Origin of the sequence: Burkholderia singularis, from assembly GCF_001718875.1 — a bacterium.
GTDB classification, from domain to species: Bacteria; Pseudomonadota; Gammaproteobacteria; order Burkholderiales; family Burkholderiaceae; genus Burkholderia; species Burkholderia singularis.
In genome coordinates this window covers 721,408-739,796 of the sequence record NZ_CP013448.1, presented here as the reverse complement: position 1 = coordinate 739,796, position 18,389 = coordinate 721,408, and the positions used below count along the sequence as shown (strand labels likewise).

15 protein-coding genes are annotated in these 18,389 nt (G+C 65.1%); 2 read left to right on the top strand and 13 right to left on the bottom strand.

Annotated features, from left to right (window positions below):
• Position 1 precedes the first annotated feature (1 nt).
• Together AQ611_RS03425 and AQ611_RS03420 are read left to right on the top strand one after the other, a co-directional pair.
• Entirely contained in the window at positions 2–1,933 is a 1,932-nt protein-coding gene (locus AQ611_RS03425; protein WP_231935898.1) for a chromosome segregation protein SMC, read from the top strand.
• Between the two features lie 12 nt (positions 1,934–1,945).
• Positions 1,946–2,695: an HNH endonuclease gene (locus tag AQ611_RS03420; protein WP_069233715.1), complete on the top strand. Its 750-nt coding sequence runs from the start codon at positions 1,946–1,948 to the stop codon at positions 2,693–2,695.
• A 17-nt stretch (positions 2,696–2,712) separates the two neighbouring features.
• Here AQ611_RS03420 and AQ611_RS03415 read toward each other — a convergent pair whose 3' ends face one another.
• From AQ611_RS03415 to AQ611_RS03355, 13 genes are all read right to left on the bottom strand, one after another.
• Entirely contained in the window at positions 2,713–3,576 is an 864-nt protein-coding gene (locus AQ611_RS03415; RefSeq protein ID WP_069233714.1) for a phage integrase N-terminal domain-containing protein, read from the bottom strand.
• 602 nt (positions 3,577–4,178) lie between these two features.
• Entirely contained in the window at positions 4,179–5,336 is a 1,158-nt protein-coding gene (locus tag AQ611_RS03410; RefSeq protein ID WP_069233713.1) for an STY4528 family pathogenicity island replication protein, read from the bottom strand.
• A gap of 658 nt (positions 5,337–5,994) precedes the next feature.
• On the bottom strand, positions 5,995–6,876 hold the full coding sequence (locus AQ611_RS03405) for an SMP-30/gluconolactonase/LRE family protein (RefSeq protein WP_069233712.1): 882 nt from the start codon (positions 6,874–6,876) through the stop codon (positions 5,995–5,997).
• 195 nt (positions 6,877–7,071) lie between these two features.
• On the bottom strand, positions 7,072–7,350 hold the full coding sequence (locus tag AQ611_RS03400) for a hypothetical protein (RefSeq protein WP_231935896.1): 279 nt from the start codon (positions 7,348–7,350) through the stop codon (positions 7,072–7,074).
• Between the two features lie 38 nt (positions 7,351–7,388).
• Positions 7,389–8,468, bottom strand: coding sequence for a galactofuranose ABC transporter, permease protein YjfF (yjfF, locus tag AQ611_RS03395; protein WP_069233711.1), 1,080 nt, complete (start codon positions 8,466–8,468; stop codon positions 7,389–7,391).
• Positions 8,465–9,523, bottom strand: a complete 1,059-nt coding sequence (locus AQ611_RS03390) for an ABC transporter permease (RefSeq protein ID WP_069233710.1) — start codon at positions 9,521–9,523, stop codon at positions 8,465–8,467. Before AQ611_RS03390 ends, yjfF begins: the two co-directional genes overlap by 4 nt.
• 14 nt (positions 9,524–9,537) lie before the next feature.
• A complete protein-coding gene (locus tag AQ611_RS03385) occupies positions 9,538–11,052 on the bottom strand; it encodes a sugar ABC transporter ATP-binding protein (protein WP_059520661.1) in 1,515 nt (504 codons plus the stop codon).
• A gap of 94 nt (positions 11,053–11,146) precedes the next feature.
• Positions 11,147–12,109 (bottom strand): ABC transporter substrate-binding protein, encoded by a 963-nt coding sequence (locus AQ611_RS03380; protein WP_069233709.1) that lies wholly within the window; start codon positions 12,107–12,109, stop codon positions 11,147–11,149.
• Between the two features lie 106 nt (positions 12,110–12,215).
• Positions 12,216–13,214, bottom strand: a complete 999-nt coding sequence (araH, locus tag AQ611_RS03375) for an L-arabinose ABC transporter permease AraH (protein ID WP_059520659.1) — start codon at positions 13,212–13,214, stop codon at positions 12,216–12,218.
• A gap of 68 nt (positions 13,215–13,282) precedes the next feature.
• A complete protein-coding gene (gene araG / locus AQ611_RS03370) occupies positions 13,283–14,797 on the bottom strand; it encodes an L-arabinose ABC transporter ATP-binding protein AraG (RefSeq protein ID WP_069235112.1) in 1,515 nt (504 codons plus the stop codon).
• Positions 14,798–15,079: 282 nt separating this feature from the next.
• The gene (locus AQ611_RS03365; RefSeq protein WP_059520658.1) at positions 15,080–16,084 is read right to left on the bottom strand and encodes an arabinose ABC transporter substrate-binding protein; all 1,005 of its coding nucleotides are present in this window, start codon (positions 16,082–16,084) and stop codon (positions 15,080–15,082) included.
• A gap of 89 nt (positions 16,085–16,173) precedes the next feature.
• The gene (locus AQ611_RS03360; RefSeq protein ID WP_083237359.1) at positions 16,174–17,160 is read right to left on the bottom strand and encodes a Gfo/Idh/MocA family protein; all 987 of its coding nucleotides are present in this window, start codon (positions 17,158–17,160) and stop codon (positions 16,174–16,176) included.
• A 20-nt stretch (positions 17,161–17,180) separates the two neighbouring features.
• Entirely contained in the window at positions 17,181–18,110 is a 930-nt protein-coding gene (locus tag AQ611_RS03355) for a dihydrodipicolinate synthase family protein (RefSeq protein ID WP_069233708.1), read from the bottom strand.
• Positions 18,111–18,389 lie beyond the last annotated feature (279 nt).

Here is an 18,389-nt window from a genome sequence, read left to right as displayed (position 1 = left end):
CATGTTCCAGCAACAGCTATGTCTCACCCCGTCGGCCCAGATGCATGAGCCACGCTTATGGGTGAAGCGGTTGGTGATATGGGAAAAACCTGGAGAGCCGCCCTTGCGGGATGTTCCATTACGTCCAGGCCTGAATATCATCTGGACGCCAGACGACAACGGCATCGGTCATGGCGGAGGCAAGACCTTGTTCTGCAGACTGCTGCGCTATTGCCTGGGCGAGGACAAGTTCGCTCCCGAAGATCAGCGCAACGGAATCAGTTCGGCATTTCCCAACGGATGGGTTGGTATGGAAGTCATGCTGGATGGTGTCTGTTGGGCCGTCCTTCGACCCTTGGGCATCCGGCGGCGGCATTTCGCGGTACTGGATGGCAATCTCGATGAACTTGTTCTCAGCGAAATGCCGGGCACTGGCCTGTCTCCATTGCTCAACGCCATCGAAGAGAATCTGCTGACACCAAGCGTCAGAGTTTTGATCGCTGGCAAGAAACAAGAGCATCAGGCCTGGCAGATTGCCTTGGCGCTGTTGAGCAGGGACCAGGAATGCAGATTCGACCATGTTCTTGAATGGCGATCCGCACTATCCGACTCGGAGTCGCCGGCGCGGGGGCTGAATCGAACCGAGAGGCTGGAGGCACTGCGAGCCCTGTTGAACGCCATCGACCCCTCCGAACAGACGCTCCGTGTCGACACCGCCGCGATGAGCGAGTTGAGCCGCAGCCAGGAGCAGGAAATAGGCCATCGTGCCTGGGAGATCCGCAAGCTAAGAAAGCAGCTTCTGGAAGTGCTTGGCGTTACGGACGATGAACTTGCGCAGGGCACCCTGGGTGTCGAAATCCTGCGTCGGGCGGCGCAGGAGCGGTTGGCAGCGCAAACCCAGTCCAGCGGGGCGGGCGCAACTCCGGATATTGATTCCGTGCGGCAGGCGCACGAAAACGCCCAAGCTGAGGTGGCAAGAATCCAGGCTGATATTGGAAGGCAAGAGGTTGTGATACCAGCCATCGAGCGTGCGATATCCGCGATCAAGGGCGAATATCCGGCATTGGTCTACTCGATCAAGGAAGCGGAGAATTATCCTTGTCCCATTTGCGAGGTACCCATTGACCGCGTTCTGGCGAGCCAATGCGGATTGTCACACAAGGTTCCAAATGTGGAGGCCTGCAAGGCCAGGCTGGAGAGCGGTAGCAAGGCACTGGAGGATGAACAGGATCGCCTCGAGTCTGCTCGATCCCTGCTGAATCAATTAAAGCCGGAGCTAGCGCTGGCGAAACAGGATGCAACGCGCAGGGAGCAGCATTACCAGAACCTGCTGAAGCTTCGCGAGCAGCGCGATGGGGCGTGGTATGCCGCGCGCAAGGCGGCGGACGATGTAGAGCGCCTGGCCTTGCTGCTCGAACAGCAGCAATCTGCCGAAGCCCGCCTAGACAGGCACCAAACCGAGATTGAGCAAGCGCGAGAGCGGATCGCGGCGCTGCAAAGTCAGAATGCGACCGCTTTCTCGAAGCTTGCCCAGAAGTTCGACCCGATCATTCGACGTTTGGTCGGACCTGAAGCCAGCGGCGAGATCCGATTGACCGGAAACGGGCTGAGCCTGGTTGTCCAGATGGGCGGGGATCGTTCGACGTCGGCCATCGACTCGCTGAAAGTCGTGGCCTTCGATCTTGCGACCCTTTGCATGAGCATCGAAGGTGACACGAAACTGCCGGCTTTCCTGCTTCATGACAGTCCACGTGAAGCCGACCTGGGGCTCGCCCTGTACCACGGCCTGTTTCATCTTGTGCATGAACTGGAAGAGTTCGGCTCGGCCCCGCTGTTTCAGTACATCGTGACGACGACCACCCCACCGCCGCCGGCGTACGCACAGGCACCTTGGGTCGCCATACAACTGCGCGGCTCCCCTGCTTCCGATCGTCTCCTGAAACGAGATCTTTGAGGGGCAAGCGTGATGCCACGCGAACTGAAACTGCCTACCCTTGTCGTCAAAGCCTTGACCGACAGCGGCTACGATTTGCTCTCCACAGCCGAAGACGGCTGGTTTCTGGCTGGAATCAGTGGAACCCCCATTCGGGTGGCAGTGCGTGTCTCCGGGCAGGGTATCTTGCTTGCAGGGCCAGAACCCAACGCGATGGAACGTATCGGTCTGATCCCCGCAATACAACAGCTACCACGCGGCATGGCCAGTGCAGGTCTGGCCGCAGATGCTGCTCAACTCTATGACGTGCTACGTGTTCTTCATTCCTTGCAAACGCATCCAGCTTCAGTCTTGTCGGCCAAGGTGGAAGCGCGACTGGCGGCAATCCCAGCCACGGAGCGCACCAACGAAGTACGCCAGCGCATAGGGCAAGATGTTTTTCGTGAAGCCCTAATGAAGCTGTGGGAAGGACGATGCGCCCTCTCCGGCAGCGACTTGCCACTCTCCCTGCTGCGAGCCAGCCATGCCAAGCCTTGGTCGCTGGCTGACGATAACGAAAGGCTCGATCCGTTCAATGGCTTGCTATTGGCGGTCCACTACGACGCGTTGTTTGACCAAGGCCTAATTACTTTTGGCGATGACGGAAGCCTGTTAGTCTCATCATTACTGTCACAGGATGCACGGAAGACATTGCATTTGGACGATTTCACGAGTTTGCGCTTCATCCTTCCGGGGCATATCGAGTACCTGAACTTCCACCGCAAAAATATTGCCAAGCAGTAATCGGCGTCCAATGCTGCCTATCTTCCGCAGTACACGCTGGTAATTTGTGGTCGATCGTGCACTAACTCCCGACTGATGGTGCGTCTCGCATGGGTGTCGAGTTCGCGTTGTTCCGCCGACAGCGCATGGCAAGGTGGGCCTCCTGCTGCGGATGCTGCCCATCCCGTCAGCGCCTCGTACCGTACCTGTGCATAGCGATGCCGTAGCCCGCGCATGTTGCTCAATCCCGCCACTTTACACTGACCATCGTAGACATGCCGCTGCTGGATGTAGCTTTTGTGTGCCGGGATCATTGATCCAGCGCCTGCCAGACGGTGCGCAGCCCGGAGCACTTCGTGCTGTTCGGGCGTTGTGATCGGTAGGGTTCGTACCCTTCCGCCTTTCGTCCATGACCCTTTGAGAGCGAGATGATCGCCCCGGTCTGCATAGCTGGGCTGGAACTTGATGGATTCTTCTCGGCGCAGGCCAAACGTGGCCTGCAGTCGCAGGCTCATGCGCACATGGACATCGGTGATCTGATCAAGTGCTGATCCCAGTTCGCGGGCCTTGCTGATGTTGGTCACATAACGGCGTTCAGCCACGCCAAGCTGTGCGTTGTCCATCGGAAGGACGCCAGCCTTGCCGATCTTCTCGGCCCACCAGCGCAGATGAGAGAGCCGATTCTTGATAGTGCCAGACGACAAACCTTCGCCTTGCCAGCGATCCAGCAACGCCTGGACGTGCTTGCCCTTGAGCGACGAAGCCTTCATCTGCCGGAAACCGGCCTCGCGTAGTTGCCGCGCAGCCAGCGCGAGAGAACGCATCCGGTCGGCCTGTGTGTTGTAGCTGCCGTCACGATTGCGCTGGCAAAGCTGCCGCAGGGTGTAGGTCAAGTCGTCCATCTTCCGGCCTCCATGCAAAGCGCCGTAATGCGTTGTCCTGAAATTCATTGGTTAGTGTTAGTGCCAACTCGCCAAGGCGAGATCCCGTGAGGGCAAGGGCATGGTGTTCAGGAGACACCAGAGCCTCGAATGAGGCGTCCGTCTTGCTCCCTGTTGGAAGTCCAGACGGAGGTACTGCAAGACGAAAGTGATGCGAACGTGGACGAGTCCTTCGATGAAGTGAGTGGGATGAGAAATGCAGCGGGAACCCTGTGCGTTGCGCACAGGCAATTGCCGCAAAGGACAGTGCGCCAGACGGCGCGGTAGGGCTGAGTTCAAACGGACGAAGAAGGCTCCGCCCTGGGTGGGGCCGGTATGCGATCGGAGCCTGGGCATACCTGGGGGTGGTTCCGCCCTGACGGGCCAGCGCTTGCAGGGACCTGCGCTGTTGGAGGTGCCGATGTACGAAGCCCATCGGTCTTGGCAACTGCCCGGTCAGTGTAGGGCGACCATCATCATGTCTGCCGCACGCAATAGGATTCGGCATTCGCCCGCATTGTTGCTGGCGTGTGCGGGGCCGTCACTGCGGCTGGCAGTGACGGCCCATTTCGCGGCAGCATTTACTACGCAAGATGCGGCTGCCATCCCCTGGTCTGCATTGCCTGCGCTGCAATGTCCCCAGCGTTCGTCGAGGCGTTCAGCATCTTGCGGATATTGGCGATGTGCGCCAGGGCGGTTTCACGCGATGCCGGTTGCGCAGTCGGTACTAGGCGGTCTTCGGTGCGTAGCGCACCAGCAGGCCGATTCTCGGCAGCCCTTGGGGCGGCAGACGTCTCCTTGCGTCCTGCCCACAAGCGGAACTCGCCCGCAAATACGCGCTTCACCAAGGCGACGAAGTAGGCTACGACATTGCGTATGGTGCCGCTCTGGCTGCGTGCCTGCAACTCATCGAGCACTTCCTGGCGATGCCGCGGCGGCAGCCGCCGCAAGGCGGCCTGCACGTCCTTTTGCTGGTCTGCCTGGGCATTGCTCAGGCAGGGCGGCAAGCTCACCGACGGCGATGCCGAATGGCCGTCGCCTTTGCGCGCGCGGTACGTACGTTCTTTTTTATACATATACGTCTTATACGTACTGCCCTGCTCAGCCGTCATGTGGCGAGCGTGTTCGGTCTGTTGCGGAACAAGCGTGCTGCTAGCGGAATCGCCAGACAATGGCAGTAAGTCGGCTGCCTCGCTAGCCTGCGACGGTGGCGTAGGGGGCAAATCATCGTCATCGTGGCGCTGATCGTGGGTCGTAATGAAGGCGGCTTCAGGTGCCTGCGCCAGCATTGCCTGAATGTGGACAGCCACCCGATCCACCTGGTTGTTTTCGTGGCCGATAGACGCTTGCAGAAGCGCGGACAGACTGGCATCGAGCGCGCAGGCTTGTTGGAAGTCCAGGGTACTTTCGTGAACCTGATACAGCTCGCTGAGCACATGGCCGGTAAGGGGATCGCGTTGCTGGCCCACCAGACTGATCCACCCCGTCAGCCGAAGCACGACGAGGACGCGCCAAGCAGTCTCGTATCCGGCCCGCTGCCCCAGCGGGGTAGACGTGAGATAGCGACGCAACTGCCCCAGGTTTGCAAGCGGACTGATGCCGTCCGCAGAGCGCAGCATGCGTAGAACCTGCCAGCCATTGCGCTCCAGCGGCGTGAGGCGGGCATCGAGCATAAGCGAGGCCGGCGTAGTGAACAAAGCATCTTGCCCCAGCGTGTTGTGGCGGGCGTGATGATCTGCCATGAGTGTTCTCCAAGGTATGGGCCACAGCGGCCCGTTCCCCTGTATCTCATCGCGTACCGTTTCAGACGTCAGCCAACAATGCGGTCTGCGCCATAACCGTTTTATCCGGCAGGCGCAGCGCTGGCACCGGCATCCAGACTGATCTATCATCCCGATACCCCTATGGGGGTACAACTGGGGGTACTTCCAGCGATTCCCGCAAAGGCCGTGGCTTGATTTCCCCGCGAAACCTAGCCTTCACGGCCCTTTGCCGACCGATCAACGTTTAAACGTGTGATCAACGTCTGACGCAACGCGCCCAGGCGCCCAAGCGCCGGGAGGAGCCCACTGGTATCCCGGCCTTTCGCGAACCGCACGAAAAAGCTCGATGAAGGGATCGTGCCGTTCAGTTAGGGTAAAAAGGCCGCTCCGGTTGACGTCGGAGCGGCCTTTTTCCTTTGTTTCGAACGCAGTTCGAATGGTTGCTGGCCCGCTAAGCCGCGCTTAACTGAATTGAACGGCATGACCGCACGAAGCAGGCTGTTTCGTCTCTTCCAACGTCATCATCCGCACTTGCGGGAACCGCGCGGCGCCTACCGCGCCGGCGCCGTGCACGCGCGTGCCGCCGCACCGCCGCCCGCATCCGTTCGCGACGCGGGCGACGCGGCCATCGCGTCCATCACCCGCCGAAGCCGAACACCGGCTCCGCAAGCCCGTACACGCCGGGCTGCGCGGCAAACACACCGCCCGCATGCGGATCGGCCCGGCGCGCGGCATCGGCAAGGCCAACGGCGGCACTCGTCACATAAAGCGTGCCGAGCCGCGGCCCGCCGAACGCGACGCAGCTCGGCTGACGGGTCGGCACGGCGATGCGCGCGGCCTCGCTGCCGTCATGCGCATATCGCACCACGCGCGATGCGCCCCATTGCGCATTCCACAAATAGCCGTCCCGGTCGACGGTTGAGCCGTCGGGCACGCCGTCGGCGCCATCCAGTTCAACAAACACCCGGTTGGACGCGAACGTGGGATAGTCGCATGCGTGAATCCGCCGGGTGGGCGAATCGCAGTAATACATCGTCCGGCCGTCCGGCGCGAAAGCGATGCTGTTCGAAATCGCGCAGTTCGGCAACGGCAAACGCTCGAGCGTCAGATCGGCGTTCAGCCGATAGAAGCCGCCGATCGGCTCGGGCTCGTCGACATCATGCTTGGTGCCGAATACGAAACGGCCCTGCCGGTCGCAGCGGCCGTCGTTCAAACGCGTCGGCAGGCCGGGTTCGACATCGACGATCGCCGTCATCGCGGCGTGTTCCGTATCGAAATAGGCCAGATGCGTCGCCAGCCCGAGCAGCAGGTAGCGCGGATTGGTGCACAACGCGAAGCACGCAAGCCGTTCGGGCATCGGAAACGATACGCTTGTGTTCGTGCCGGGATCGTGGCGCCACAGTTGCCGGCCTTCGATGTCGGTCCAATACAGCAGGCCGCTGCGCCAGCACCAGGTCGCGCCCTCTCCCAGCGCGCACCGGCTGTCGATCAGCAAATCGGCGCGTATCTCGTTCGTCATGCGTTTGTCTCCATCGATTCAACAATCGTTATTCTTGATTCTTGGCTGCGGCAACACCGCGGTCCGGCTCCGGCATATCGCAGCCTATCAAGCCGCGCGCGGGCACGATCCGGGTATCGGCGAGGCGCCGGGCGTCTCGCGCCCGGCACGGCGTCTTGGCGTCCCGTCAGCCCCGCGCGGCCGGCGCCCGCTCGATCAATCGGGCACGTCAACCCGCTCCACAGTGCGCAGCAGCCGCAGGATATCGCTCAAGCCGAAACCGCCGGGGTCCGGCCGCGGCTGGCCATGCTCGGCGGCGATGCGCATCGCGAAATTCAGTGCGTCCGAGCGCTCGCGCAACAGCAGGCGCAATGCGTCGGCGACGATGCGTCTGTCCGGCGCGCTGCTCAGATCGAGGACGAATTGGGTCACCAGCGGGGCGGTCGATTCCACGGCGTCCAAGGCATCGATGTCGAATCCGGTTTCCGGTTGCATGTTTTTTTTCCTCGTTGTCAGGTGGCTCTGAACCCACATCATCTCATCGATACGAGACCGGCATCATCATCGGCGCCGTTGGGCCGCGACACCGCGGCGCCCGGCGGCTGCGGCGCGGCGTCGAACCCGCCGCCGCCGGCCGGGCGCCGCGCGGCGTGCCGCTCGATGATCCGCTGCAGCAAACAGAAAGCGCAGAGCAGCGCGCCAATCACGATGCGCGTCCACCACGAGCTGAGCGTGCCGTCGAACGTAATCAGTGTCTGAATCGTGCCGAGTATGCCGACGCCGAACACCGAACCAACCACGTAGCCGACGCCGCCCGTCAGCAACGTGCCGCCGATCACGGTCGCCGCGATCGCGTCGAGCTCCATGCCTTGCGCCTGCAAGCCGTAGCCCGACAGCACGTAAAGCGTGAACACCACGCCGCCGAGCGCCGAGCACAGGCCGCTGAGCGCATACACGCCGATCTTGGTGCGCGCGACCGGCAGCCCCATCAGCAACGCCGAGCGCTCGTTGCCGCCGATCGCGTAGACGTTGCGTCCGAAGCGCGTGAAATGCGCGACGTAGATCGCCGCCGCGAGCACCGCGAGCGCGATCAGCGCGCCCGCGTTCAGCGCGCCGCCGCCGAGGGGCACGCTCAGGCCGGCGACCGCATGAAACGTCGGTTCGTTGATCGTGATCGACTGCGTGGTGATCAGAAAGCACGCGCCGCGCGCGAGGAACATGCCCGCCAGCGTGACGATGAAAGGCTGCAGGCGGAAATAATGGATCAGCGCGCCCATCGACGCGCCATACAGCGTACCCATTGCGAGTACGGCCGGCACGACCGCCCAGATGGGCCAATGCAGCCATTCGGCGCCGAGCGCGCAGAGAATCGTCGTCAGCGCGACGACGGAGCCGACCGACAGATCGATCCCGCCCGATACGATCACGAACGTCATGCCAATCGCCACGATCAGCAGGAACGCATTGTCGACGATGAGCCCCGACAGCACCTGCAACGAAAAGAATCCGGTGTACATCACGCAGCCGAAGCCGAACAGCACGGCGAACAACGCGATCGTCACGACAATGGGCAGGACTCGGGGGTCGGCCAGCCGGCCGGTCAGCTTGCTCATGGCGTGCGTGCTCCTGTTCTGGTGGCCGTGCGCGGCCGTGTGAAGCGCAGGTAACGCGCCGCCGCCCGCACGAGCAGCGCGCGCGCCGATTCGGACTGGATCACGCTCACCGCGATCACGACGATCGCCTTGACCACAAGCGTCGCCTCCGGCGGCACGCCGATCGAATAAGTCGTGTAGGTCAGGGTCTGGATGATCAGCGCGCCGAGCACGGTGCCGGCGAGGCTGAAGCGCCCGCCCGCGAGCGACGTGCCGCCGAGCGTCACCGCGAGAATCGCGTCGAGTTCGAGCAGCAGCCCCGCGTGATTGCCGTCGGCGCTGCGCACGTTCGAGCTGGCGATGATGCCGGCGAGCGCTGCCATCAAGCCGCAAAACACGTAGACGCCGAACACGATCGCGCTGGATCGCAGGCCCACCAGCCGGGTGGCGACCGGATTCACGCCGATCGACCGGATGAACAGGCCGAGCGCCGTGCGATTCGCGAGCCACGCGGTCACGGCCGTCGCGCCGGCCGCGATCCATATCGCGCACGGCACGGCCGCGAGGTAGCCGTCGCCGAGCGCCAGGTAGCCGGGCGCTTCGATCGGAATGATCTGGCCGCCCGTGAGCAATTGGGCGATACCGCGCCCGGCAACCATCAGGATCAACGTGGCGACGATCGGCTGCATTCCGACGAACGCGACCAGCATGCCGTTCCATACGCCAGCCAGCAGCCCGACGCCCGCCGCCGCGAGCAGCGCCGCGCCGATATCCGCGCGATGCGCCAACGGATGGGCTTCGAGAACCACTGCGGCGGCGGCCCCGGCGATCGCGACCACCGCGCCGACCGAAATGTCGATGCCGCGCGTGGCGATCACGAGCGTCATGCCGAGCGAGACGATCGCGAGCGGCGCCGCGCGGTTCAGGATATCGACCGGCGCGCCGAACAGATGGCCGTCGAGCAACGTGATCGACAGGAAGTCGGCGCGGTGCGCGACGTCGATCGCGAGCAGCAGCGCGAGCGTCAGCGACGGCCAGACGAGCGGATGACGCACCAGCGCGCGCAGGGACGTCATAGATGCCGTGGATGTCATGCGTCGTCTCCCGCAATGAGCCGGTACACGCGGTCTTCGGCAATCGCGCCGCCCGCCAGCTCGGCGACCTTGCGCCGGTCGCGCAGCACGGCGATCCGGTGGCTCACGCGCACCACCTCGGCGATTTCGGACGAAATAAAGAGGATCGCGAGCCCCTTTGCGCACAGCGCCAGCACGCGCTCCATGATGTCGAACTTCGCGGCGATATCGATGCCGCGCGTCGGTTCGTCGAGAATCAGCAGCTTCGGCTCGGTGACGAGCCAGCGCGCGAGCAGCACCTTCTGCTGGTTGCCGCCCGACAGCAGGCCGACCGGCTGCTCGGCGTCGCGCGCGCTGATGCCGAGCCGCGCGATCCATTCGTCGGCGATCTGACGCTGGCGCGCGCGGCCGATCATGCGCCACCAGCCGCGCCGCGCCTGCAGCGCGAGAACGATGTTCTCGCGAATCGACAGCGTGGCGACGATTCCCTCTTTCTTGCGATCCTCCGGACAATACGCGATGCCGTGCCGCACCGCGTCGCGCGGCGACGCCAGTTTCACGGGCCGGCCGTCGATGCGTATCGTGCCCGCGTCGGCGCGCTCGGCGGCGAACGCGAGCCGCGCGGTCTCGGTGCGCCCGGAGCCGAGCAGCCCGGCGAGCCCGAGAATCCGGCCCGCGCGCACGTCGAGATCGACGGGCGGCAGCATGCCGCGCCGCGCCACGCCGCGCATCGACAGGAACGGTTCGGCCGAATCGCCGCCGCACGCGGCGGCGGGCGCGCCGCCGTCGAGCCGCCCGCCCGCCGGCTCGCGGCCCGTCATCTTCGCGACGAGCTGCTCGACGCTCAGCTCGCTGGCCGGATAGTCGCCCTCGCGCTCGCCGTTGCGCAGCACCGTAATGCGATCGGAAATCGCATAGGTCTGTTCGAGAAAATGCGTGACGAACAGAATCGCGAGCCCCGCTTGCTTCAGCCGGCGCAGCACATCGAAGAGCCGTGCGACCTCGCCGTCGTCGAGGCTCGATGTCGGCTCGTCGAGGATCAGCACGCGCGCGTCGACCGACACCGCCCGCGCGATCGCCACCATCTGCTGGACGGCGATCGGATAGGCGTCGAGCGAGCGCGTGACGTCAATCGACAGCTTCAGATTCGCAAGCGCCTCGCGCGCGCGCGCGTGAATCGTCCGCCAGTCGATCGCGCCGCGCCTGGTCGGCTGCCGGCCAGCGAAGATGTTCTCCGCGACCGACAGATTCGGGCACAGATTCACTTCCTGGTAAATCGTCTGGATGCCCGCCGCCTCGGCCTCGCGCGGCGTGGCGAAGCGCACCGGGCGGCCGTCGAGGCGAATCTCGCCGGCATCGTGCGCGCACACGCCCGTCAGCACGTTGATGAGCGTCGATTTGCCGGCGCCGTTCTGCCCCATCAACGCATGAATCTCGCCCGGCGCGAGGCGCAGGCTCACGCGCCGCAGCGCGCTCACGCCGGGGAAGGTTTTGTCGATGCCGATCATCTCGAGCACAGGAGCACGCGTCATGTCGAAGCAATCCTCAAGGATGAAGAAGCGGGCCGTCTTGGCCGGGCAAACGCGCCGGCGCCCGGCGCGCGCGTGAGACGCCTGCGCTTCGGCTTCAATACTTGCGGCTCGGCAGCACTTGCGCGGCCACGTTCATCGGGAACACCGTCTCGTTCGTCACGATGCGCTTGGGCAGCGGCTTGCCCGCGACCACGTCCTTCACCGCGCTCATCAATTGCGGGCCGAGCAGCGGGCTGCACTCGACATCGACGTTGATCTTGCCGGCGACCATCGCCTGGAAGCCGCCCTTGGTCGCATCGAACGACACGACGCTCACGTCCTTGCCCGGCTTGATGCCCGCTTCCTCCATCGCCTGAATCGCGCCAAGCGCCATGTCGTCGTTGTGCGCGTAGACGACGTTGATCTGCTTGCCGTAGCTCTTCGCGAATGCTTCCATCACCTGCTTGCCGCCGGCGAGCGTGAAATCGCCGCTTTGCGACGCGATGATCTTGAACTTCGGATCGTTGCGGATCACTTCCATCAGGCCCGCGTGGCGATCGTTGGCGGGCGCCGAGCCGACGGTGCCCTGCAGCTCGACGATATTGACGGGGCCCGCGTCGGCCTTGTAGCGCTCCTCGAGCCAGCGGCCCGCCCGCCGCCCTTCCTCGAGAAAATCGGAGCCGATCATCGTGACGTACAGCGATTTGTCTTTCACGTCGATCGCGCGGTCGGTCAGAATCACCGGAATATGCGCCGCCTTCGCCTCGGTCAGCACCGGTTCCCAGCCGGATTCGACGACCGGCGAGAACGCGATCACGTCGACCTTCTGCGCGATGAACGAGCGGATCGCGCGGATCTGGTTCTCCTGCTTTTGTTGCGCGTCGGAGAATTTGAGCGTGATGCCGGCGTCCTTCGCCGCGCTTTTCACCGACACTGTATTGGCCGTGCGCCACGCGCTCTCGGCGCCCACCTGCGAAAACCCGACGGTGATCGGCTTGTCCTGCGCCGATGCCACGGCACTCACCGCCAGCGCCGAACCGACCAGCGCGCCGAACGCGAACCGCTTGATGGCTTTCATGATCTGTCTCCTATGTAGTCGTTATCCATACAGGGCAGGGCCGCGCCGTCCGCACCCCGGCGCGGCCTGTTTTTCCGCACGCCGCGTGGGCGTCGCGCCGCGCGGATCAGACCGCCCGCCGGCTGCGGCGGAACCGGTCGAACAGCACGGCGAGCAGCAGAATGCCGCCGCGAATCAGGTATTGATAGAACGTCGGCACGTTCATCAAGCTCATCGCGTCCTGCACCGCCCCCATGATGAGCACCCCCACCAGCACGCCCGAGATGGTCGCGACGCCGCCCGTGAGCGACACGCCGCCCAGCACGCACGCGGAAATCACGCCGAGTTCGAGCCCAACCGACGTCTTCGGATCGCCCAAGCTCATGCGCGACGCGAGCATCACGCCGGAGAAGCCCGTCACGAGCCCCTGCAGCACGAACACGGCGATCTTGATCCGCGTGACCGGCAGCCCCGCGAGCCGTGCGGCCTCGCTATTGCCGCCGACCGCCAGCACGTTCTTGCCGAACACGGTCTTCTTCAGCAGGAAGCCGAACACGGCAAAGCCGACGATATTGCTCCAGATCGGATACGAAATGCCGAGGAACGAGCCGCCGCCGAGATCGAAGAAGCGTTCCTCGGAAATCATCACGGCGTCGCCGTTCGACGTCAGAAACGCGAGGCCGCGCACGGCTTCCATCATCGCGAGCGTCGCGATCAGCGAATTGATCTCGAAGCGCGCGATCAGCACGCCGTTCACGAGGCCCACCGCACCGCCCGCGAGCACGCCCGCGGCCACCCCGAGCAGCACGCTGTGCGACTGCGTGATGACCGTGGATGCGACGACACCGGAGAACGCGACGATCGACGCGACAGACAAATCGACCTCGCCGAGCGCGAGCACGAACATCATCGTGACGGCGATCGAGCCGATCAGCGTGACCGACAGCAGCAATCCCTGGATGTTGCGCACGGTGAGAAAATCGGGCACCACGGCGCAGAGCACCGCGAACAGCACAATGAACACCACGACGATGCCCGACCGGTTGATCGCGTCCCACACGCGCACGCGCGGCGCGGCGGCTTCGGTGACAGAGGAGGTGCGCTGAGGTTGCATCGCTTGACTCATTTCAGGTTCATCCATTCATTCAAGGTTCGGTCCGGCCGCGCGGCGCGACGTAGCGGCCACGGCGCGCGTCATTGCGGCAACGCAAGCCGGATCAGTTCGTCGGGGCTCGCCTGCGCTTTCGGCACGCAGCCGGCAATGCGCCCCTCGCGCATCACGACGATGCGATCCGACACGCCGATCACTTCGGCGAGATCGCTCGACACCATCACCACCGCGCGCCCCGCTTGCGCGAGTTCGTACAGCAGGTTGTAGATCTCGGCGCGCGCGCCCACGTCGATGCCGCGCGTGGGCTCGTCCATCAGAAACACGTCGATACGCTCGGCGAGCCAGCGCGACAAAATCACTTTCTGCTGGTTGCCGCCCGACAGCGTGCCGATCGGCGTATCGCCGTCGCGTGTCTTGATCGCGAGCTTCGCGATGTAGTCGCGCGCGAGCGCGCGCTCGCGGCGCGTGTCGAGCAGCACGCGCGCGGGGCTGAAATGGCGGCGCACGCTGATGTTCAGGTTGTCGGCAACCGATGCGATCGCGACGATTCCCTCCTGCTTGCGGTCCTCCGGGCACAGCGCGACGCCGGCGCGCACCGCGTCGCGCGGGCTCGCGAACGTGACACGCTTGCCGTTCAGTTCGATGTGACCCGCGCTCGCGCGCGTCGCGCCATACAGCAGCTTCATCAACTCCGAGCGCCCCGCGCCGACGAGCCCGAAAAATCCGACGATCTCACCGCGCCGCGCGGCAAACGACACCGGCTCGGCCAGCCCCGGGCCGAGCAGCCCCTTGGCTTCGATCAGCACGTCGCCGGCCGCGCGCGGACGATAGCCGTACACGTCATGGATGGAGCGGCCCACCATCGCGCTGATCAGCCGGCGGCGATCGAGCGTCGCGATCGAGTCGAACGTATCGATGCGCCGGCCGTCGCGGAACACCGTCACGCGGTCGCACAGCGCGTCGACTTCGTCCATCCGGTGCGTGACGTAGATAATCGCGCAGCCTTCGTCGCGCAGCGTGCCGATGATCCGGAACAGGCGCTCGGTTTCGCGCGCGGACAGCGAGCTGGTGGGCTCGTCGAACGCGATCACGCGCGCATCGCGCATCAGCGCCTTGCCGATCTCGATCATCTGGCGCTGGCCGATCGACAGCGCCTTGACCGGCGTGCGCGGATCGATGCGCTCGCCCAGACGCTCAAGCTCGCCGAGCGCGCGCGCGACGAGCGCTTTCTCGTCGAGCACGCCGAAGCGGCTCGGCAACTGCCCGAGCATCAGGTTTTCGGCAACGCTCAGCTCGGGGACGAGATGCAATTCCTGATAGATGATCGCGATGCCCGCGTCGAGCGCGGCGCGCGTGCTTGCAAAGCGCTGCTCGACGCCCGCCACGCGCAGCGTGCCTTCCTTCGGCTGATTCACGCCGGAGAGCACCTTGAGCAGCGTCGATTTGCCCGCGCCGTTCTCGCCCATCAGGCCGTGCACTTCGCCTGCGCGCACGTCGAGCGAAACCCGGTCGAGCGCGCGCACGCCCGGAAAGCTGACGGTGATGCCGTCGAGTTCGAGATACGCGGCGCGCGCCGCGCTGGTCGTCGTTTCAGTCATCGCGTTTTTCGTTTCGTCGCCCACGCTGTTTCATTGCCTCACCGTTTCATCGCCTCGCCGTTTCATCGCCCGTGCCGTTTCATTGTTCATGCCGTTTCATCGCCTCACCGTTTCATCGCCCCGCCGTTTCATCGCCGGACGCTTCCGTCGACGTACCGCTTCAAGCGCCTGCACCGATCCCTCTCCGCGCCGTTTCATTGCTGAGCCATTGCCCGGCCGGACGCTTCCACCACCGCGCCGCGCCCACGCTCATCCGCCGCCGCGGCGCCGGAAAACCGCCGCTCAAATGCCAAGCTCGGTTCGCACCGCCTTCCAGTTCTCGCGCGTCATCAGCTTGCCGGTGGTTTGCGTGTCGGCAGGCGGCTGCTTGCCGTTGCGAATCCAATCCACCAGGTTCTGTGCGCTCGCCTTGCCGTGGTTCGTCGAGCTGACCGCGATCGTGCCGAAAAAGCCCGTCGGCTCTTTTTTCTGGAATTCGGCGAACGCCTCGCCCGCACCGTTGATTCCCACGCCGATCACGCTCGCCGCCGGAATATGCAGTTGCTCGGTCGCACGCACGGCGCCGAGCACGGTCTCCTCGTTGAGCGCGAAGATCACCCACTGCTTGATGTTCGGATGCTGCGCGAGCACGGGCGACGCCGCGTTGAAGCCGCCTTCGTCGTCCGTGGTCTTTTGCGGCGCGTCGAAGATGTTGTCCTTCTTGAAGCCGCGCGCGAGCAGTGCCTGCGTCGCGCCGTCGGTGCGCAGCTTCGCCGTGGGCAGCTCGTAATCGGTGATGCGCAGCGCGCCGACCTCCTCCGGCTTCCAGCCGCGCTTTTTCATCTCGTCCGAGATCGCGTCGCCCACCTGGTTGCCGATCTTGAATGCCGACATCCCGAGATGCGGCACGCCCGCGAGCGGCTTGCCGGCCGAATCGACCAACTGGTCGTCGACCGTGACGAACTTCATGTTGTAGCGCTTCGCGCGCGCGGCGATCGCCGGCCCGAGCCGCACGTCGGGCGCGCAGATCACGAAGCCCTGCGCGCCTTGCGCGCCGAGATTGTCGATGGCGGCGAGTACCTTCTCGCCGTCGGGCGTGCCGATATTCACGACCGAGAAGCCGGCCTGCTTGCCGAGCGCGGTCGCCGCCTTCTGCTCGTTGATGAACCACGCCTGCTCCGGCATCTTCACCAGAAAGCCGATCTTGACGGGCGCATCCGCCCTCGCCGCCACCTGCATGCCGAGCGGCGCCACGCACGCGGCGGCAAGAGCGGCGCGAAGCGTGAGCCGGCGAAATTTGCTGATCATCGTGTGTCTCCAAGGTTTGTGGTTGAAATATCGAATTCATTGCCGGCGCGCGAGCGGCGCAGGCACCCGCGCTCGCGCGCCGGCTCGCATCAGCGGCCGAACGCGTCGGTTTCGACGCGCACGCCAAGCAAAAACGCATCGGCGACGATGCGCAGCGGCCGCACGTCGACGTCTTCGCCGCGCCCCGCGATCAATTGCCGGAAATGTTCGTAGAGCGCCGGATATTCGCGCTGCGGCCCGAGTTCCACCGGCTGGCCGGCGATCGAAAGACACTGGCCGCCTGCGCTGATCGACAGCCGTGCATCGTCGGTGTCCACGTCGATTTCCCACTGTTCGACGGGACCGTGACGCCAATCGAATTCGGCATGCACAGGGACGCCGTCGGTGTCGACGCAGTCGAGCTGCGCGGCGATCGGCGTCGAGCAATCGGCGGGCACGAGCAGCGTGGCTGCGCGCAGCACGAGTTCGCGCGGCAAAATGCGCGTGACGATCGACAACGCATTGATGCCGGGATCGAACACGCCGAGCCCGCCCGGCTCCCAGATCCATTGCTGGCCCGGGTGCCAGCGCCGCACATCCTCCTTCCAGCGCACGCGCACCGCGCGGATCGCGCGTTGCGACAACCATTCGCGCGCCGGCTCGACGGCGCTCGCGAAGCGCGAATGCCAAGTCGCAAAGAGCGTGCGGCCTTGCGCGCGCGCCAGCCCGCGCAGCGCTTCAACCTCGCTCAGCCCCGCGCCCGGCGGCTTTTCCAGCATCACGTGCTTGCCGGCGAGCAGCGCCGCGCGCGCCTGCGCGTAACGCACTTGCGGCGGCGTGCACAGCGATACGGCATCCAGCTCCGGCTCGGCGGCGAGCAACGCGTCGAGGTCGGGGTAGTGACGCACGCCGTCGATGCGCGCATGGCGGCTCGCGGCGGCGACAAGCGTAAAGCCGGCGTTGCCGGCGATCGCGGGCAGATGCTGATCGCGCGCGATCTTGCCGACGCCGACGATCGCGATCTTGCAACGCGGTGGCGAGGCGCCGTGGCTATCGCGTGGGCTTGCGGCTCCGGCCGGACGTTCGTTCGCATTCATCGCATGGACCCTTTCGGCATTCATTGCGCCCAGCGCAGTACGAGTGGGTCAAGCCGCCGCGCGATCGTGATCAGCTCGGCGCGCGTGTGCGGCGACAGCGTCGGCATCGGATGACGCGGCAGCTCGCACGCGATCACGCCGCCCTCCTTCATCAACGCCTTCGCCGCCAGCAGGCCCGCTTGGCGATTCTCGTGATTGATGAGCGGCAGCCAGTACTGATAGAGCGTGAACGCATCGTCGGCGCGGCCGTCGCGGTGCGCATCGACGATCTGGCGGATTCCGTCGGGAAAGCCGCCGCCCGTCATCGCGCCGGTCGCGCCGGCGTTCAGATCGGCCAGCAGCGTGATGCCCTCTTCGCCGTCCCACGGCCCCTCGACGGCTTCGCCGCCCAGCCGGATCAGCTCGCGCAGCTTGTTCGCCGCGCCGGGCGTCTCGATCTTGAAATACGCGACGTGCTCGATCTCGCAGGCCATCCGCGCGAGCAGCGGCGCGGACAGCGCGGTGCCGGCGGCGGGCGCGTCCTGAATCATGATCGGGATGTCGATCGCGTCGGACACATGCGCGTAGAACGCGTGGATCTGCGCGTCGGGCACGCGAAACGTCGCGCCGTGATAAGGCGGCATCACCATCACCATGGCCGCGCCGAGCGTCTGCGCGCGACGGCTGCGCTGCGCACAGACCCGCGAGCTGTAGTGGGACGTCGTGACGATCACGGGCACGCGGCCCGCGACGTGTTCGAGCACGGTGCGCGTGAGCACGTCGCGCTCGTCGTCGGCAAGCGAGAACTGCTCGGAAAAATTCGCGAGAATGCACAGGCCGTCGGAGCCGGCGTCGATCATGAAATCGACGGCGCGCTTTTGGCTGACGAGATCCAGTGCGCCGGTCTCGGTAAACGTGGTCGGCACGACGGGAAACACGCCGCGGTAGCGGGGGGAGCGGCTTGCCGTCATCGCGCAGCTCCCGTGACGAGTGCGGGTGCCTGCGCCCGGGCTTGCAGGCGCTGCGCCGCGAGGCGGCCGGTAAGCCGGCCGGCTGCCGCTCGCGCGCCGAATGCGGGCGCGCCGTCGAATCGCTCATAACGCGCGGACTGCCGCGAAACGGCAATCCACGCGCGGGATGCGTCGGATACCCCGGTCGCGCCGAGCGCACCGGAGCACGGAAAACGCCGGCATCGCGCGCGGCGCTGCATTTTCGTCATGTCGTCTCCTTGGGCTGCGCCGCCTGGCGGC

What these genes read in the sequence shown, in the direction of transcription:
- AQ611_RS03425 (WP_231935898.1), top strand. Translation starts at nt 2, where the DNA reads ATGTTCCAGCAACAGCTATGTCTCACCCCGTCGGCCCAGATGCATGAG.
- AQ611_RS03420 (WP_069233715.1), top strand. Translation starts at nt 1,946, where the DNA reads ATGCCACGCGAACTGAAACTGCCTACCCTTGTCGTCAAAGCCTTGACC.
- AQ611_RS03415 (WP_069233714.1), bottom strand. Translation starts at nt 3,576, where the DNA reads ATGGACGACTTGACCTACACCCTGCGGCAGCTTTGCCAGCGCAATCGT.
- AQ611_RS03410 (WP_069233713.1), bottom strand. Translation starts at nt 5,336, where the DNA reads ATGGCAGATCATCACGCCCGCCACAACACGCTGGGGCAAGATGCTTTG.
- AQ611_RS03405 (WP_069233712.1), bottom strand. Translation starts at nt 6,876, where the DNA reads ATGACGAACGAGATACGCGCCGATTTGCTGATCGACAGCCGGTGCGCG.
- AQ611_RS03400 (WP_231935896.1), bottom strand. Translation starts at nt 7,350, where the DNA reads ATGCAACCGGAAACCGGATTCGACATCGATGCCTTGGACGCCGTGGAA.
- yjfF (WP_069233711.1), bottom strand. Translation starts at nt 8,468, where the DNA reads ATGAGCAAGCTGACCGGCCGGCTGGCCGACCCCCGAGTCCTGCCCATT.
- AQ611_RS03390 (WP_069233710.1), bottom strand. Translation starts at nt 9,523, where the DNA reads ATGACGTCCCTGCGCGCGCTGGTGCGTCATCCGCTCGTCTGGCCGTCG.
- AQ611_RS03385 (WP_059520661.1), bottom strand. Translation starts at nt 11,052, where the DNA reads ATGACGCGTGCTCCTGTGCTCGAGATGATCGGCATCGACAAAACCTTC.
- AQ611_RS03380 (WP_069233709.1), bottom strand. Translation starts at nt 12,109, where the DNA reads ATGAAAGCCATCAAGCGGTTCGCGTTCGGCGCGCTGGTCGGTTCGGCG.
- araH (WP_059520659.1), bottom strand. Translation starts at nt 13,214, where the DNA reads ATGAGTCAAGCGATGCAACCTCAGCGCACCTCCTCTGTCACCGAAGCC.
- araG (WP_069235112.1), bottom strand. Translation starts at nt 14,797, where the DNA reads ATGACTGAAACGACGACCAGCGCGGCGCGCGCCGCGTATCTCGAACTC.
- AQ611_RS03365 (WP_059520658.1), bottom strand. Translation starts at nt 16,084, where the DNA reads ATGATCAGCAAATTTCGCCGGCTCACGCTTCGCGCCGCTCTTGCCGCC.
- AQ611_RS03360 (WP_083237359.1), bottom strand. Translation starts at nt 17,160, where the DNA reads ATGAATGCGAACGAACGTCCGGCCGGAGCCGCAAGCCCACGCGATAGC.
- AQ611_RS03355 (WP_069233708.1), bottom strand. Translation starts at nt 18,110, where the DNA reads ATGACGGCAAGCCGCTCCCCCCGCTACCGCGGCGTGTTTCCCGTCGTG.